Here is a 15,261-nt window from a genome sequence, read left to right as displayed (position 1 = left end):
TGTCACCGGGCTGCACACGTATCCGCAGGGGAAGCGGACGCCGGACGGCGAGCAACATGCGATCAACGCAGGCTGCAGCATGATCGGCAACGACAACGAGGCGCTTCTGTCGGCGGCGCGTGTCGGGCTGGGGATTCTCGCGCGCGGCGACTGCCTGATGATGCAGGACATCGACACCGGCAATCCGACGAGCGTGCTGCCGTGCCGGTGCCGGCTCACCCCTGCACGCTGAGCGCCTTCTCGAGCGCGGCAATCAGCTTGAACGCATCGCCGCGCGCGATCAGAAACCCGCGGCTGGTGTACTCGCACCCGAAGGCATAGAAGCTCGGCAGCAGTGTCACCATGTCGTTCTGCCGATCGAAATCGACTTCGCATTTCGTCAACGGGAAGAACGGAAGCGCGTCGGCCGGCATGTTGTACACGATGGGCTCCTAGTACATTTTCCGGGGCGGAAGCAGGCGCTTCGTCTGCAAGCGCTGTCGGGCAACGGCGCTGGCCTTTTTTCGCTTGCGCTCCGTCGTGGGCTTCTCATAGCTCGTGCGACTGCGCAGCTCGCGAATCAGCCCGGTTTTCTCGATGTCGCGCCGGAATCGCCGCAGTGCGACATCGATCGGTTCGTTGAGCTTCGGCGTAATTGTCGTCATGTAGATCCTGTCTGGAAAGCGGTTGGAACGGAAGGCTAGCCGAGCCGTGTCATGACGGCGCTGGCTATCTCGTCGGATTCGAATTCCGAATAGCCTGCTCCGATCGATAGCGCACGTACCGCCATGAACATGTGGAGCTCCGGTTGATGGCACATCGCTGAATCGGCGATTCCGGCGGGCACGGCGGTGTCGAGCCGGGTGACTTCACGCCGTCTGATCAAGCCGAGCAGTTCGTCGATGATCATTTCGACCTCCAAAATACCGAAAAAGTGTATGGCATTGACGAGCCGCGTCAGCTCGCGTTGGCGAAGAATCCCTGTTTGCCGCGATTGTCGTCGATGATGTTCTCGGCATAGCGGACCGACGCACGACGCGCGTCACCGGCGTTGTCGAAGGGGGACGTGTCGCGCAATCTGAAGGTCTGGCTCTGCGTCAGCGTATCGGTGGTGCCGCGCAGGCAAATCTTGACTGCCGCGTCGAACCCGGCGTCGTAGTTGTGCGGGCAGCCATGCGGCGCGGCCACGTGAGAGTAAATCAGTGGATAAATCTCGAATCCACGATAGACGTGCATGCTCATGACGAACTCCTGGCGTTCGGCCACGACGAGTCGCATGGGCGAACACATCCGGCCTGTACTTCCGTTGTGGGACGGGCCAGTGGGTGAAGGGGACAACGTTGCAGCGCGAAGGCGGGGCGATGCAGCAAGCGGGCGGGTGGAGGGGCGAACGGCCAAAGGACGGCTGATCGCGCGGATGGACCCATCATACGCGCATCGTTTGCCGAGCGGTCGATTTATTCGGTGGCCGCAAGTACGCAGCGGCACGCCCGGCGACGACGTCAGAGCGTCGTCAGCAAATGCAACTGACGTTCGGTCTCGTCGCCCGCGACCAGCGAAAAGAACCCGGTCTCGCGACGTTCGACTACTGTGAGCCCCTCGCTGTCGGAGAAGACGTTCCACGCGCTGTCGTCGACATGCGCGATTGCGCCGCGCGTGCGCGCGAATGCCAGCAATAGCGGACTCGCCTGGCGGCGCAGCACTTGACGATCCGAATTCAGCACATACGGTGGCCAGCCGGCCCGAAGGACGAGATAGTAAGGAATGGAGCCGGGATCGATTGTCATTGGAGCGGTTTCGTAGATGGGCCTGCGTTTGCCGCCCGGCTGCATTCGGAACGGCGGCGGGGAAAGCGTGCGATGGAGTGACGGGCGTTCGCCGTGATGTGTGTTCAGTCTATGCGTTGAACCGCTCGATTCGCAGGATATCGTAACGATCCCGTGCGGGGGCGATTGCGTATCCGGTTTCGGTCGGCGTGTGCGTTGCGGTCCGGCGACGAGAGCGGTCCGGTCGTCAGGTGCGGCGCGCGCGCTCCATGCGTCGAGTGGGGCTTCCGGCTGACGAAGCGTTGTAGCGATCTCTACTGAATTGCAGTGTTCGCGACAGCCCATTATGCTGCCTTCATGAATCCGGTCCCGACTTCCTGGCTCCTGTTGATCGTCAGTCTGCCGACTGCCGGCGCGACCGCGCGCATGCGCATCTGGCGTACCGTCAAGGCGCTCGGCTGCGGCGCACTGCGGGACGGCGCTTACCTGTTGCCCGCGCATGCCGAGCAGGCGGCGCAGTTGCGTAACCTCGCCGACGAGGCCCGTAACGGCGAAGGGCAGGCGTGGTTGCTGGATGTCCGTGCGGACGACCCCGCGGACGAAGACGCGTACAAGGCGCTGTTCGATCGCGCGGCCGATTACACGGGCTGGCTCGCCGAGCTTTCGGAGGCTCGCAAGACGCTGCCCGAACTGGCGGCAGCCGATCTCAATCGCATGCAACGCCGCCACGCTCGCACGTACGAGGCGATTCGACGCATCGATTTCTTTCCCGGTGAAACCTCGCTGCGCGCGGATGCGCAATGGCGGGATTTCACCGCCGCGATCGAAGCGTTGCGCTCGCCCGGCGAGCCGCATGCCGCCCAGCGCGGCATTCCACGCCGCGACCCTGCGCAGTATCAGGGCAGGCTGTGGGCGACGCGCCGTCACCTGTGGGTGGATCGCGTCGCCAGCGCGTGGCTGATTCAGCGTTTCATCGATCCGCATGCACGCTTCGTGTGGCTGGACAACCTCGCCGATTGCCCGCCCGACGCGCTCGGTTTCGATTTCGACGGCGCGCCGTTCACGCACGTGGGCGACCGCGTGTCGTTCGAGGTACTGGTCGCCAGCTTCGGGCTCGGCGACAACGACGGACTCGTCCGGCTGGGCGCCATGGTGCATGCGCTGGATGTGGGCGGCGCGACCGTGCCGGAAGCCGGCGGGTTCGAGGCCATTCTCGCCGGTGCCCGAAAGCGTCTCGCCGACGACGATGCGCTGTTGACGGAGATCGGCGCCGTACTCGATTCGTTGTACGTGCATTTCCGCGGCAACCGCCAACCCTGACCTTGTTGCTCGCCCGAACATGAACACACATCGCGACCGCCCGGCTTATACGTTGTGGCAACTGATCAGGTACTTCGCGTGGCTCGGCGCGACGGGTTTCGGCGGACCGGTCGCGCTCGCCGGCTACATGCATCGCGATCTCGTGGACACGCGTCGATGGATCGCCGACGCGGACTACAAGGAAGGCCTGGCGCTCGCGCAACTCGCGCCGGGCCCGCTTGCCGCGCAACTGGCGATCTATCTCGGCTACGTGCACTACCGCATCGTCGGCGCGACGCTGGTCGGGATCGCGTTTGTGCTGCCGTCGTTCCTGATGGTGGTCGGGCTCGGCTACGCGTACACGCGATTCGGCGGCCTGACGTGGATGCAGTCGGTGTTCTACGGTGTCGGCGCGGCGGTGATCGGCATCATCGCGATCAGCGCGCGCAAGCTGACCGCGAAAAGCATCGGCCACGACAAGCTGCTGTGGGCGATCTATCTCGCGCTGGTCGCCGTGACGGTGATCACCGAATCGGAAGTGGCGTGGCTGTTTCTCGCGGCGGGCCTGCTCGTCTGGTTCACGCGCGCGCCGCCCAGGTGGCTACGCCAACGGCGCGTCAATGCGGCGATGGTGTTGCCCGTCTCCGCCACCGGCGCGTGGCTCGGTATCGTCGACTGGCCGCAGCTCGCGCAACTTGCCGCGTTCTTTGCGAAGGCCGGCGCGTTCGTGTTCGGCTCGGGGCTTGCCATCGTGCCGTTCCTCTATGGCGGCGTCGTCACCGAGCACCATTGGCTCAACGAGAAGCAGTTCGTCGACGCCGTGGCGGTCGCGATGATCACGCCGGGCCCGGTCGTGATCACGGTGGGCTTCATCGGCTATCTGGTGGCCGGGTTGCCCGGTGCATGCGTGGCGGCTGCCGGCACGTTCCTGCCGTGCTATTTGTTCACGGTGTTGCCGGCCCCGTACTTCAAGAAGTACGGCAGGCTGCCGGCGATTCTGGCGTTCGTCGACGGCGTGACGGCCGCGGCCGTCGGCGCGATCACGGGGTCGGTGATCGTGCTGGCCCGGCGTTCGATCGTCGATGTGCCGACCGCGTTGGTGGCGCTCGCGACGATCGTGTTGCTGGTCAGGTTCAAGAAGCTGTCGGAGCCGGTGGTCGTGGGCGGAGCCGCCGTGCTGGGCCTGATCGTGTATCCGCTGTTGCATCACTGACCGTGGAGGCCGCCATGCAATGGATTACGCGACAACGTCCGAAAATCGACCGGGTGGCGTGTCCCTGGCTCATTGCCCGGTTCATCGACGAGACACCCGAATTTCTGTACGTTGCGCCGGCCGACGTGCTGCGGATCGCCGACGAGACCGGTGCGATTCCGTACGACATTCCGGGGGTGGAGCTGACGCACGTCGGCGAGCAATGCAGCTTCGATGCGTTTCTCGACAAATATGGTCTGGCCGACGATCGCGCGTTGCAGCACATGGCCCGCATCATTCGCGGCGCGGATACGTCGCGACTCGATCTGACGCCGCAGTCCAGCGGGCTTTATGCCATCTCGCTCGGGCTGTCGGACATGTTTTCCGACGATCACGACATGCTCGAACATGGTCTCGTCATGTACGACGCGCTGTATGCGTGGTGTCGGCATTGCCAGGCCGAAGGCCATGCGTGGCCGCCGAAGATGGCGGAGTGACGAGCGGGAAAGCGGGGATGCGTGCAGACGACTGGCGTGGCCGCCGGTCGGCTTGCTAGACGGACGAAACAAAGCCCGCGAGGCGCGGGCTTTTCGTCAACAGTTGCCTTTCTTGGCCTGTCCCGGCGGACAGAAGCCATTTCCCGGCCCGCCTTGCGGCGCGACCACGACCGGCGCGCCAGGAACATAGGCGACGCACCCGCCGAGCGCGCCCACCATGCTCGCCGCTGCGAGCAATGCGATCACCCCTTTTTTCACTTCGTTCTCCCGTTGGAAGGAAAGGGCCGTTCGGCCCTTTCGATGATGCCGTCAGTTCGTCAGAAACTGAAGTTGACGTTGGACTGACTGGTCGTTGCGTTGACGTTTGCCGATTGGGTCGCCCCCGATGCCGCGTCGGCCTCGATCGTATATTGGCCCGCGGCAGCCGGCGCCGCGGCCAGCGCGACCGGCAGCGAACCCGAGTAGGTGCCGACGATCGGTGTGGCAGCGGGCACGGACAGCGAATAGGCGCCGGTGTCCATGTTCGCGTTGCTCGACGTGATCTCGTAGGCGTTCGCATCGATCGTCTGCAGCGCACGCACGAAGGCGTTCGCGCTCGCCGTCACCGTACCGCCGACGGTGCTCATCGTCGAGGCCGGCAGCGTGATCGGCGCGTTCGACGCCGACACCGCCGTGGTCGTGTTCACGACCACCGGAACCGAGCGGACGATGCCCGATGCGAAGTGGTTCTGCACGATCACGACATCGTAATTGCCCTGCGTCGAGCTCTGGATCAGCGGCGACAGCACGAACTTGCCGGAACTGTCGGCCACCGTGCCGCGGACGACCTTGCCGCCTTGCTCGGCATAGACCGTCGCGCCGGCTTCGGCCGATGCGACGTAGCCGGAAATCGCACCGCTCACGACGGTCGGAATCGCGGTGACGACGGGTTTCAGCGCATACGAGCCGTTGCCGCGCTGGACGATCGACTTGCAGGCGTTGAAGTCGAGCACGAGATCGACCAGCGTATTGGGCTGAACCGTGAACGGCTGGATGATCTTGTAGCCGCTTTGCGTCGCGCTCGGCGTCGCGAGCGCCTGTTCGGTGCCGCCGGTCGGGACGACCGAGTTCGCGAGCGTGTTGCCCTGGTTCTGCGCGAGCACCAACCGAACTTGCTGATACTGGCCGGCGGGCAGCGCGGTCTGGCCGAGATCGGCGAGCACGCCGTTGGTCAGCGACAGCAGGTCGATCTTCTGCGGCGTCGCGAGGGAAACGGTCGACCAGCCACCGTCGTTGTCGGCGGCGTTCGCGTTGGCGTTGACGCGGACTTGCGAAACGGTGACGTACACATGGTCGAAGCCGCACGATGGCGCATCCGTCATCGCGACGTGCAGCGTACCGGTTTGCGTGCCGCCACCGTCGTCGCCGCCGCCGCAACCTGCAAGGACGAATGGTACGAAGGCGGCGCACAGGGCGCTCTTGATGATGTTGTTCATATGTCACCCCCAAGTGGGATCGTTATTGTGGGTGACGGAAGGATAGCGAGGCGGCAGCCGGCTATTTGGGCATCTTTGAAACCGACGGTAACAATTTGTTCGATCGGTCAATTTTTACCGGGATTGATGTCGCTTCGGATGGCCCGGGCCGGGTGGCGGCGGGCAATTACGTCGTACGGCATGGCCGCACGTTCTTTCGTCGTATGTTTGTATCGCCAGGGGCACGGGGACTCATGGAGCGGCGAGAAATTGCCCGGGCGGCGCGAGTGTGCCCGCCCGGGATGTATCGGGATGAAGTCGACCATCAGGGCAAGCCGGCCGGCTGTAACACTGAGTTGTCGGCAAAGCACGGCCGTTCGCGGCGGCAATCTGGCAAGATGCGGCGACTGACTGGATACAGGGTGTTCCATGCATATCGCGATCGTGACCTTCCAGGGCTTCAACGAGCTCGACTCCCTCATTGCGCTCGGCGTGCTCAATCGAATCAGGAAGCCGGGCTGGCGGGTAACCCTTTCTTGTCCGGAGCCTGCCGTCACCTCGATGAACGGAGTGACCGTGCAGGCGCAGTCGACGTTGGCGGACGCTTGCACGGCCGATGCCGTCCTCATCGGCAGCGGTATGCAAACCCGCCAGGTCGTCAATGACGCGGCACTGATGGCGCAGCTCGAGTTCGACCCTGCCCGGCAGCTCATCGGCGCGCAATGTTCGGGCACGTTGGTTCTGGCGAAGCTCGGCTTGCTCGGCAACATCCCGGCCTGCACCGATCTCACGACCAAACCGTGGGTGCTCGAGGCGGGCGTCGACGTCCTGGATCAGCCGTTCTTCGCTCGAGGCAACGTCGCCACGGCGGGGGGCTGCTTTGCTTCGCAGTATCTGGCCGCGTGGCTCATCGCGCGCCTGGAAGGCGAGGACGCCGCGCGCAGCGCGCTGCACTACGTCGCGCCGGTCGGGGAGAAGGACGAGTATGTTTCGCGTGCGCTGACGAACATCAAGCCCTACTTGGGGTAGCTCGACGAGCAATGACGCCGCCTCCATCGCAGCAAGCCGGGCGCGGCGAGTTGACGGGCCGTCGTCGTGTTCCTCACTGGAGGCATCGGCGACGACGATTCGCGCCGGTCAGGCTGGATAGCGGTTGATGCGCGATCAACCCGGCCCGTCGCTCGCTGCCGCGAGCAGCGGCACGACCAGATCGCTGATCGGCGTCGGAATGCCGTGGGTGCGTCCGTACCGCTGCACGACGCCATTCCGGCAGTCCCATTCGAGGGGGCGGTTGCCCTGTCGGTCGGCAAGAATCGACGTACCCAGATCGGGTGGAAAGCCATGGAATCCATCGACGATTTCCTGCGGCACGTCATCGCCCAGCTTCGCGCCCTCCGCACGCGCGACCTCGAGACATTCCCGCAGGTAGGCGAGCGCCAGGGCCGTGATGTCGCTGCGCGAGAACATGCCGGCGCGGCGGCCGGTCAGCACCATGAGTCCCGCCACGGCATTCTGCAAAAGCTTTCGCCACGCGAGCGAGATGAAATCCTCGGCGACCTCGGGCGAGCAGCGCGTGCCGCGTAAAGCCGACACCACCACATCGCTCGCCGGCGTATCGGGCAGCGTGAGCCGGGGCTTGCCCCGCAGCCACACCGACGCGTCCGGTTCGCGTTGCGCCGGAAACCAGACGACCGACGGCACCACCGCGGCGCCGGCCGCATACGGTGCGAACGCGGTCTTTTGCTCGACGCCGTTTTGCAGCACGCAGACGACGGTATTCGCATCGCATAGCGCGGAGATCCAGGGTGCGGCGCTCGCCGCCTGCGTCGCCTTGACCGCGACGAAGACAAGATCGACCCGTTCGGTGATCGCGTGCGGATCGGTCAGTACGGGCCCGGGCACGACGATCTCGCCGCCATCGAAGCGCAACGTCAACTGCGCGTGCGCCGAGCGGCCGCAGATCACCGGCGTGTGGCCGGCTTCGTGAAGGGCGGCGGCGACCGTCGTTCCGATCGCGCCCGGACCGACGAGGGCGACGCGCGGGTGGGGGGATTTCGTCATGGTGTTCGTCCTGTCGAGTCGTTTGCCAGATGCGGGCGCAGTGCGAGCGCGAGCGGGAAAATCGCGACGGCGGTCAACGCGGTCGCATACGTGGCGCCGTGCACACCGATCCTGTCGCCCAGAAAACCGTAGAGCACGGGCGATATCGCGCCCGATGCGATCGTTCCCGTATAGAAAATCGCGAATGCGCGCTCGGTGTGCTCGGGCGCGGACATCTCCGGAACGGTGCCGTACAGCACCGACGAGGTGCCGTTCAGCATCATGCCCAGAATCGGCAGCAGCACCATGGTCGGCGCCAGCGGGAGATACATCACCGCGACGATGCACGCCGCCGTACCGCCCTCCGTGAACAGCACCGTACTGACCATACCCATGCGCGCGCCGAGCCAGCCGCACATGAACTTGCCGGCCGCGCCGCCGATGAAAACGAGTGCAAGAGCCGTTCCCAACAGCTGAGGCGAGACCCCCTTTGCGTTGAGCAGGAAAGGCAGGAAGGTGAGGAGTCCCATGCGTACGGCCGTATCGAGCACGCCGATGGAAAACAGCGCGGCGAATCCGCTTGCTCCGGTGCCGCTGCGTTGAGTGGACGCTCGTACCTTGGCTGTCGTCTTTGCGGCGGCACCACGTGGCACGGCGGGAAACCACAACGCGATGACGGCAGCCACGACACAGCCCAGTCCGGCGACGATCCATAGCGCGTGGCGCCACGGCATCAGGGTCACGAGCAGCGAAATGGCGGCCGGCAGCGCGGATTTCCCCAGATCGCCGGAAAAGTTGTAGATGCTCAGCGGGCCCCGCGCGTCGCGCCCGTAGAGGCGCGACACGGCGCCCGACGCGATCGGATGCTGCGTGCTCGATCCGCCGCCCGAAATCGCCAGCGCCACGCCCAATCCGAGCAGGCCGCCCGACAGGCCCGCGATCGCATAGCCGAGCGCGGCGAGCAACGTACCGAGTGCGAGGGTCGTGCGGCTGCCCAGACGCTGGGCAAGCCGCCCGGCAGACAACTGCAGCGTCGCCATCGTGCCGGCGTAGATGCCGCGCAGGATCGCCAGCGCCGCAAAGTCGAGCCCGAATTCCGACTGCCACACGGGTAGCAACGCATAGATCATGTCCGTATAGCCATCGTGCATCGCGTGTGCAATGCAGGATAGCCATAGCACGCGCCGTCGGGATGGCGCGGTTTCCGACATGACGGGTGGGGAAAAAACCGGCAGGCGCATCGTCGTTCGCTCCGTGCGAGCGGGTCATGGAAGCCGCGCGCGGTATCGTTTTCAGGCTCGATGGGTGAATTTTATGGCTGACGGGACAGCCATTTCAATTGAGCTAAAATCGCGTCAATGGAGAGAAAAAGTCACGTCATGAACGAGAGCCGGGATGCTGCGACGCACCGCGGGGAGTTGCCTCCGCTCAATGCGCTGCGCGCGTTCGATGCGGTCGCGCGGCACGGCAGCTTCGCGGGGGCCGCGGCGGAACTGCATGTCACCCACTGGGCCGTCGGCAAGCAGATCCGGTTGCTGGAGGACTGGTTCGGCCTGCCGTTGTTCGACCGTCGTCCGCGCGGTGTCGTGCTGACCGACGAAGGGGCCGCGTTGCTGAACGACGTCAGCCACGCGTTCGAGCGCCTCGGCACCGCGGTGGTGCGGCTGCGCCACAACACGTTCACGCAGCGGATATCGGGTGTCGTGCGCGTGAATGTGCCGATGAGCTTCGCGCTTTGCTGGCTGCTGCCGCGGCTCGCCGATTTTCACGCGCGGTATCCCGACATCGACGTCAGGGTGTCGACGACCTCGCGCAAGCTGCGCTATGTCGCCGACGCTTTCGATATCGGCGTGCGTTCCGGTCCCGAGCAAGGCGCGGGCGTCGTATCGCGCCCGTTGATGCCCGACCTGCGCGTGCCGGCCTGCAATCCGGCCTTGCTGCGCCAGCATCCGATACAGAGCGTGGCCGACCTGCGTCATCACACCCTGCTGCATTCGGCCACGACGCGCTCCGCGTGGTCGCACTGGTTGAAGGAAGCGGGGGCTGCCGATCTGCGGGCGGCGCGCCATGTCGAATTCGATCATGTGAATCTTCAGCTCGGCGCGGCCATCGAGGGGCTCGGCGTCGCGCTGGCGTCGCTGCCGCTGATCGGGCGCGATCTCGCCGAGGGGCGCCTCGTGTGTCCCATCGCAGCGCCCGTATGGCGTGCCGACGACTACATGCTGGTGACGAACGCCGATCGCGCCGACGAGGCGGCGGTGTCCGCGTTCGAGGAATGGATGGAAGGCATGGCGAGCCAGGAGGGTGGCTAGGCTCGCCGGTCAGATCGGGCGGCAAGGGGCGACGAAACTGGCGGAAGCCTTCGTCGCCGGCGTCGTGCGCCCACTCGTCCGGACCGGCGAGTCGGCGATCAAAAGCCGTGGAACATGCCGATGTTGACCTGCACTTGGTTGCCGCCCGACGAGGTGTTGCCAAAGTCGGCAGCCGACGCCTGCGCGCCCTTCGCGTGAACGTAGGCCCCCATCGCGTACAGCGCGGTACTCTTCGACAGCGAGTACGTGGCACCCAGCGACACCTGGTTGATCGAAGCCATCGTGCGACCTTCGGCCGCTTGCTTGGGCGTGGCCGCGGAACCGTACACATACGTGTAGCCGGTCGCCAGCGACAGCGCCGGCGTGACCCGGTACTGCAGCAGCGCCCCCAGCACGTTGAAGTGGATCGAAGGCTGGCCATCGTTGCCGTGGTACTGGGCGTTCGAGTAGCGCAGGCCGGCCGTGTACGGCCCTACCTGGTATTGCGCGGCGATTTGCGCGATGCCCGCGCTCTTGAACGCATTGCCGCCGTTGTAGCCCGAACTCGGATAGCCGAGCGCACCCCCGAAACTCGGTTGTGCCGTTGCGTTCAACCAGCCGTTCTCGCCCTGGTTGACCGCACGAAAGTAGCCGCCGGCGACCGTCAGGCCGCCTTGAGCGTAGGTCGCGGCCGCCGACCACGATTGACCCGAACCCGTTGCGCCGGCCACGCCGCCGAACGAGTACGCGCCTTCAGCCTGGAAGCCGTGGATGATCGGCGAAATGTACTTCACGGCGTTGTTCTGGTTCGTCGTGTTGTCGTTGTTGTCGACGTCGCCCGGGGTCGAGAAGGTCGATGCCGAAATGACGTCGCCCGTCAGGGCCTGAACCATCTCCGTCACGGCGTCGAGCTGGCGCCCCATGCGCAGTGCGCCGTACTGTTCGGACGCGAGGCCGACGTAGGCCTGGCGGTTGAACAGCGAACGCGTGGTGCCGATCGGCCCTTGGCCGCCGATGCCGCCGGTGCCGATGTTGAAACCATTCTCGATCTTGAATACCGCCTGGAGACCGCCCCCGAGATCCTCTTGCCCCCTGAGGCCCCACTTGTTCGAACCGGCGGCGCCGCCATCGAGGCCGAACCGGCTGTGACCATTGATGTTCGACGTATAGCCGATGCCCGCATCGAGCATGCCATACAGGGTGACCGACGACTGCGCCATTGCTGCCGACGATGCTGCGAAGGCGGCAACCGCGATAACGCTGATGTTGATTTTCTTGTTTTTCATCTGCATTTCACTGTCAGGAGTGGGTTTCGGGATGGGTTGAAACGGCTTTGTTGTATTCGAATGCAGGTGACGCGCACGGCTTGCGCATCGTTTCGGTCGCGACGGTCAGCGTCGTATTCGCCACAGCGGCGGACCAGATTCACTCATTTCGTGATCCTTACAATCTTGTGTGGAGAACGCCGTATTGCCCGAGCGATCCGGCACCCGCTCGATTGGAACGATCGTGGTGCCACGACGTGAACGAAAGCTGCTGCCTTGCTACGTTGTCGCTTCAGCCGTGCTGCCGCGGCGCGCGCCACGCCCCTGCAACGTGGTCGCACTTTGCAGGTGGAAAAACCATATCAGGAACATAAATTCCCGTCAAAATTAGTTTGATATAAGTTAATCTCGTTTGATGACCTCGCGCCTTACGGAGTTTCCCTTATAGGAACTGCCATCAGGGCGACGTGCTGTCGACGTCCGCGCCATCATGCCGATGATCTCGACAAGGGCAAGCGAATGCGCGCTATGTGGCGGAGGACGATATCCGGCTGAAAGGGGCGACAATCGGGGGCGGAAAGTACCGGTCGGCAGATCTCGCTGATTGCGCGGCGCCGGTCGAATGAGGTCCGTTCGAGAAGCCGAAAGCCATCGCGGAAAATCGGTCACCAAGCGTGGTGCTCGGTAACCGGTCCATTTGCGCGTCGATTGCGATAATCGAAACGGATAAGGAGATTATTGAATGTTGCGCGTTAGTCGCACGTGAGCTTTCCGTGCGTCGCACTATTTTCGGACCAGCTACCAGTACCTTACAGGTTCCGATTGCGACCGAACGCCAGTCGCAGACGAAACTCAGCATTCGATCTCGCGCTGCATTAGATAGAATTTCATGTCGTCGCGGCCCTGCATTGAAATCGGCACCGGATCGCGATTAAAGCCGAGCATTTCGTAGAATCGATACGCCGACTCGCGGGCCGTGCACCACAGCAGCGTGCCATGCTGTTCGCGTACATGGCGAAGGGAGAGATTGACCAGCAGGCGTCCGAACCCCAGCCCACGTACCGACGGATGGACGGCCATGCCGCGCAGGCGCCAGGCCCCGGCGTTCGAAACGCCGGATTGTGCTTCTTTACACACCGATGCCACGGCAACGATCGTATCGTTATCGCGAACGGCAAAATGCGTTGTCGTGGGGGCGAGATCGCCGTGTAAAGCACTTCCTTCCTCATCTCCCGCCATCAGGATGGCGGCCCTGAGGGGATAGGTTTCTTCCGCACGGACGGCACAGATGGTAAAGCGCACATCTTGTGAAATCATATAATTATCGGCTCTTTTCGTGACGCAGATTTTCTTGCAGTTCTCTTTCGGTATACCCACTCGCAAAATTAGCAGTTGCCGGATATTGCCGGTAAGGGTAATTTCCTATCCGCCACTTCTTTTCCAATCATACGCTAACTGCGATCACAGATGACGTCGAAAGTCTCGACAGATGCAGAGCTTGCCTACGACGAGATCCGATCGAGGATCTTTGACGGCCGCCTTGCGCCTGGACAGAAAGTATCTCACCGCGGCCTGTCCGACGAACTGGGTTTCGGCCAAATGCCGGTGCGCAGCGCATTGCATTTGCTCGAATCCGAAGGGCTGGTCGTCGTCATCGAAAAGAGTGGAACCTATGTTGCCTCGCCCACGACGAGCGATCTCCGCGAAATTTTTGAAATGCGGCTGGCGCTGGAGAGTACCGCGGCGTTTCTTGCCGCGAGGTCGGGCGTCACGCCGGGTCTTTGCGAGGCGGCGGGGAAGATGCGGGAACTGATCGACCGGGACGTCGCGGACATCATGCTCGAGCAACGTATCGGCTGGGTGTTTCATCAAGAGCTGTTCGCTGCCGCACGGAACGTTCGAATCTCGTCGGCGTATGGTTTGTTGCGGGCCCAGACGCTCGCCTTGAACGAACTCCCGCGTGGCGACGCCGAAACCGTCCGGCGCGGCACGATCGAGCATCTGCACATCTTTCAGGCAATCGAAGCGAACAACGGCGAGCTGGCGCGTCAGCACATGTGGAACCACATCGTTGACGGTACGCCGGCACGGATAAAACTGCTAAAGGCGCGGCATGAACACGAAAAATAAAGGGCTTTCCCTCCCGATGCAAATGCTTGGCGGACTTGTCCTGGGCGCCGCTTGCGGCGTGCTTGCTCCGGGCTTTGCCGCGAAGCTGGGCTTCTTGAGCACGATGTTCGGCCACGCGATCAAGATGGTCGTGATGCCGTTGATCTTCCTGTCGGTCACGGTCGGTGTCTTTCGCGCGGGCAAGCTTCGCGAGCGGCTTGGAAAGGTCGCGCTGTCCAGTATCGCCTTCTTCGTGTTGATGACCGGCCTGGCTGCGTCGCTCGGCCTGCTGCTCAACTTCGCATTTCGACCGGGGCTCGGTGCGAGCATGGCGCAGTCGGGATCGATGCCGGCAGCGCTCGCGTCCAGCATCGACTGGACGAAGTTTCTCGTTGACCTGATTCCCGCGAACATCGTTGCGGCGCTCGCCGCGGGGAATTCTCTGCCGGTGCTCGTTTTCGGCGTCATTTTCGGCGCGGCATTGGCGGCTGCACCGGAGCGTGCGGAGCCTGCGATCGCCGTTTTCGAGGCGCTGCTGTCGGGGCTGTTCAAGATGGTCCAGTGGGTGATCGCATGGTCGCCGCTCGCGATCTTCGCCGCGATCGCGCAACTGCTGGCGGCCAAGGGCTTTACCGGCGCGCACTCGCTCATCGAACTGCTGGGCGTGGCCTATCTCGGCATGGCGGTGCTGGCCGTCGTACTCACGATCGTCATTCGCATTGCCGGTCAGTCGCCGGTCGCCGTTCTCAGGAAGGTGAAGGAACCGCTGATCCTCGGTTTCACGACGCGTTCGTCCGAAATTACCTACCCGTTGCACCTGAAGAAGCTGGTTGAACTGGGTGTGCCATACGGCGTCGCGTCCACGATTTTGCCGCTCGCCTATATTTTCAATCGCGACGGCGCCGTGCTCTATACGGCCCTTGCGGTCGGCTATCTGGCCGACGCGTATCACCTGGCCTGGTCCTGGCCGCTGGTGATCACGATCTTGATCCTGACGATCATCACCATCGACGGAGCGGCCAATGTGCCGTCCGGGGCGATCGTCGCCATCACCATCGTCCTCACGTCGATCGGGTTGCCGGCCGATGCGGTGCTGCTGCTGTTGGGCGTCGACGCCTTTTTCGACATGGGGAGAACCGCGCTCAACGTGTACGGGAGCACGACGGCGGCCGCTGTCGCGGTGAGGCTTTCCGGTTCAGACGACATGGCCGCGGAAACCGTGACGCGTCAGGCAAGCGTGTAGGTGCTTCGGAAGCGACGGGCGGCGGGCGTTTTTCAATGTCGCGCCCGGCGAATGTCACGCATTGGGGGGCGCCCGCTCGGCCATCCAGGCGCCGCGACGAGAACAGGACTGGACGAGCGTTCGTTC

General features: G+C 63.9%; 19 protein-coding genes. 8 read left to right on the top strand and 11 right to left on the bottom strand.

Annotation, left to right across the window (positions count from 1 at the left end; genetic code table 11):
• Positions 1 to 79 precede the first annotated feature (79 nt).
• Positions 80 to 232, top strand: coding sequence for a hypothetical protein (locus MMB92_RS16765; RefSeq protein WP_164530928.1), 153 nt, complete (start codon positions 80 to 82; stop codon positions 230 to 232).
• On the opposite strand, the gene MMB92_RS16760 is transcribed toward MMB92_RS16765, so the two are convergent.
• The 5 genes from MMB92_RS16760 to MMB92_RS16740 all read right to left on the bottom strand — a co-directional run bounded on the left by MMB92_RS16760 (position 216) and on the right by MMB92_RS16740 (position 1,766).
• Entirely contained in the window at positions 216 to 422 is a 207-nt protein-coding gene (locus tag MMB92_RS16760; protein WP_077175759.1) for a hypothetical protein, read from the bottom strand. The two genes, MMB92_RS16765 and MMB92_RS16760, sit on opposite strands and share 17 nt — an antisense overlap.
• Positions 423 to 431: 9 nt before the next feature.
• Positions 432 to 644 (bottom strand): 30S ribosomal protein S21, encoded by a 213-nt coding sequence (gene rpsU / locus MMB92_RS16755; RefSeq protein ID WP_006485562.1) that lies wholly within the window; start codon positions 642 to 644, stop codon positions 432 to 434.
• Between the two features lie 35 nt (positions 645 to 679).
• Complete coding sequence (locus tag MMB92_RS16750) at positions 680 to 889, bottom strand: hypothetical protein (RefSeq protein ID WP_006485579.1); 210 nt, start codon at positions 887 to 889, stop codon at positions 680 to 682.
• Positions 890 to 936: 47 nt separating this feature from the next.
• Entirely contained in the window at positions 937 to 1,221 is a 285-nt protein-coding gene (locus MMB92_RS16745) for a hypothetical protein (RefSeq protein ID WP_034178507.1), read from the bottom strand.
• A gap of 260 nt (positions 1,222 to 1,481) precedes the next feature.
• Entirely contained in the window at positions 1,482 to 1,766 is a 285-nt protein-coding gene (locus MMB92_RS16740) for a hypothetical protein (protein WP_006485538.1), read from the bottom strand.
• Between the two features lie 336 nt (positions 1,767 to 2,102).
• Between MMB92_RS16740 and MMB92_RS16735 the strand changes: the two genes are divergently transcribed.
• The 3 genes from MMB92_RS16735 to MMB92_RS16725 are packed head-to-tail and all read left to right on the top strand — an operon-like array spanning position 2,103 to position 4,733.
• Positions 2,103 to 3,065, top strand: coding sequence for a chromate resistance protein ChrB domain-containing protein (locus tag MMB92_RS16735; protein ID WP_012493704.1), 963 nt, complete (start codon positions 2,103 to 2,105; stop codon positions 3,063 to 3,065).
• 19 nt (positions 3,066 to 3,084) lie between these two features.
• On the top strand, positions 3,085 to 4,257 hold the full coding sequence (locus tag MMB92_RS16730; protein WP_048985950.1) for a chromate transporter: 1,173 nt from the start codon (positions 3,085 to 3,087) through the stop codon (positions 4,255 to 4,257).
• Positions 4,258 to 4,271: 14 nt separating this feature from the next.
• On the top strand, positions 4,272 to 4,733 hold the full coding sequence (locus tag MMB92_RS16725; RefSeq protein ID WP_006485541.1) for a chromate resistance protein ChrB domain-containing protein: 462 nt from the start codon (positions 4,272 to 4,274) through the stop codon (positions 4,731 to 4,733).
• 96 nt (positions 4,734 to 4,829) lie between these two features.
• On the opposite strand, the gene MMB92_RS16720 is transcribed toward MMB92_RS16725, so the two are convergent.
• Positions 4,830 to 4,991, bottom strand: coding sequence for a hypothetical protein (locus tag MMB92_RS16720; RefSeq protein WP_085964409.1), 162 nt, complete (start codon positions 4,989 to 4,991; stop codon positions 4,830 to 4,832).
• Positions 4,992 to 5,050: 59 nt separating this feature from the next.
• Complete coding sequence (locus MMB92_RS16715; RefSeq protein ID WP_277562794.1) at positions 5,051 to 6,208, bottom strand: DUF4382 domain-containing protein; 1,158 nt, start codon at positions 6,206 to 6,208, stop codon at positions 5,051 to 5,053.
• Between the two features lie 408 nt (positions 6,209 to 6,616).
• On the opposite strand from MMB92_RS16715, the gene MMB92_RS16710 reads away from it, so the two are divergent.
• Positions 6,617 to 7,216 carry a DJ-1/PfpI family protein gene (locus MMB92_RS16710; RefSeq protein WP_006485564.1) on the top strand — a complete coding sequence of 200 codons (600 nt, stop codon included), beginning with the start codon at positions 6,617 to 6,619 and terminating at the stop codon, positions 7,214 to 7,216.
• A gap of 135 nt (positions 7,217 to 7,351) precedes the next feature.
• On the opposite strand, the gene MMB92_RS16705 is transcribed toward MMB92_RS16710, so the two are convergent.
• Positions 7,352 to 8,248, bottom strand: a complete 897-nt coding sequence (locus tag MMB92_RS16705; RefSeq protein WP_277562793.1) for an oxidoreductase — start codon at positions 8,246 to 8,248, stop codon at positions 7,352 to 7,354.
• The gene (locus MMB92_RS16700; protein ID WP_006498048.1) at positions 8,245 to 9,468 is read right to left on the bottom strand and encodes an MFS transporter; all 1,224 of its coding nucleotides are present in this window, start codon (positions 9,466 to 9,468) and stop codon (positions 8,245 to 8,247) included. Before MMB92_RS16700 ends, MMB92_RS16705 begins: the two co-directional genes overlap by 4 nt.
• Positions 9,469 to 9,606: 138 nt before the next feature.
• Between MMB92_RS16700 and gcvA the strand changes: the two genes are divergently transcribed.
• Entirely contained in the window at positions 9,607 to 10,539 is a 933-nt protein-coding gene (gcvA, locus tag MMB92_RS16695) for a transcriptional regulator GcvA (RefSeq protein WP_006485586.1), read from the top strand.
• A 98-nt stretch (positions 10,540 to 10,637) separates the two neighbouring features.
• Here gcvA and MMB92_RS16690 read toward each other — a convergent pair whose 3' ends face one another.
• Positions 10,638 to 11,804 carry a porin gene (locus MMB92_RS16690; RefSeq protein ID WP_006485558.1) on the bottom strand — a complete coding sequence of 389 codons (1,167 nt, stop codon included), beginning with the start codon at positions 11,802 to 11,804 and terminating at the stop codon, positions 10,638 to 10,640.
• An 831-nt stretch (positions 11,805 to 12,635) separates the two neighbouring features.
• Positions 12,636 to 13,100 carry a GNAT family N-acetyltransferase gene (locus MMB92_RS16685; protein ID WP_034203986.1) on the bottom strand — a complete coding sequence of 155 codons (465 nt, stop codon included), beginning with the start codon at positions 13,098 to 13,100 and terminating at the stop codon, positions 12,636 to 12,638.
• Between the two features lie 150 nt (positions 13,101 to 13,250).
• Here MMB92_RS16685 and MMB92_RS16680 point away from each other — a divergent pair, with 150 nt between their 5' ends.
• Both MMB92_RS16680 and MMB92_RS16675 read left to right on the top strand, forming a co-directional pair.
• Positions 13,251 to 13,913, top strand: a complete 663-nt coding sequence (locus MMB92_RS16680) for a GntR family transcriptional regulator (protein ID WP_006485559.1) — start codon at positions 13,251 to 13,253, stop codon at positions 13,911 to 13,913.
• On the top strand, positions 13,897 to 15,135 hold the full coding sequence (locus MMB92_RS16675; RefSeq protein WP_006485544.1) for a dicarboxylate/amino acid:cation symporter: 1,239 nt from the start codon (positions 13,897 to 13,899) through the stop codon (positions 15,133 to 15,135). Before MMB92_RS16680 ends, MMB92_RS16675 begins: the two co-directional genes overlap by 17 nt.
• Positions 15,136 to 15,261: the final 126 nt, after the last annotated feature.

Source organism: Burkholderia sp. IO2, assembly GCF_029522185.1.
Classification (GTDB): Bacteria; Pseudomonadota; Gammaproteobacteria; order Burkholderiales; family Burkholderiaceae; genus Burkholderia; species Burkholderia cenocepacia.
Note: the sequence above shows the minus strand (reverse complement) of the source record. Positions and strands in the feature narration are given on the sequence as shown.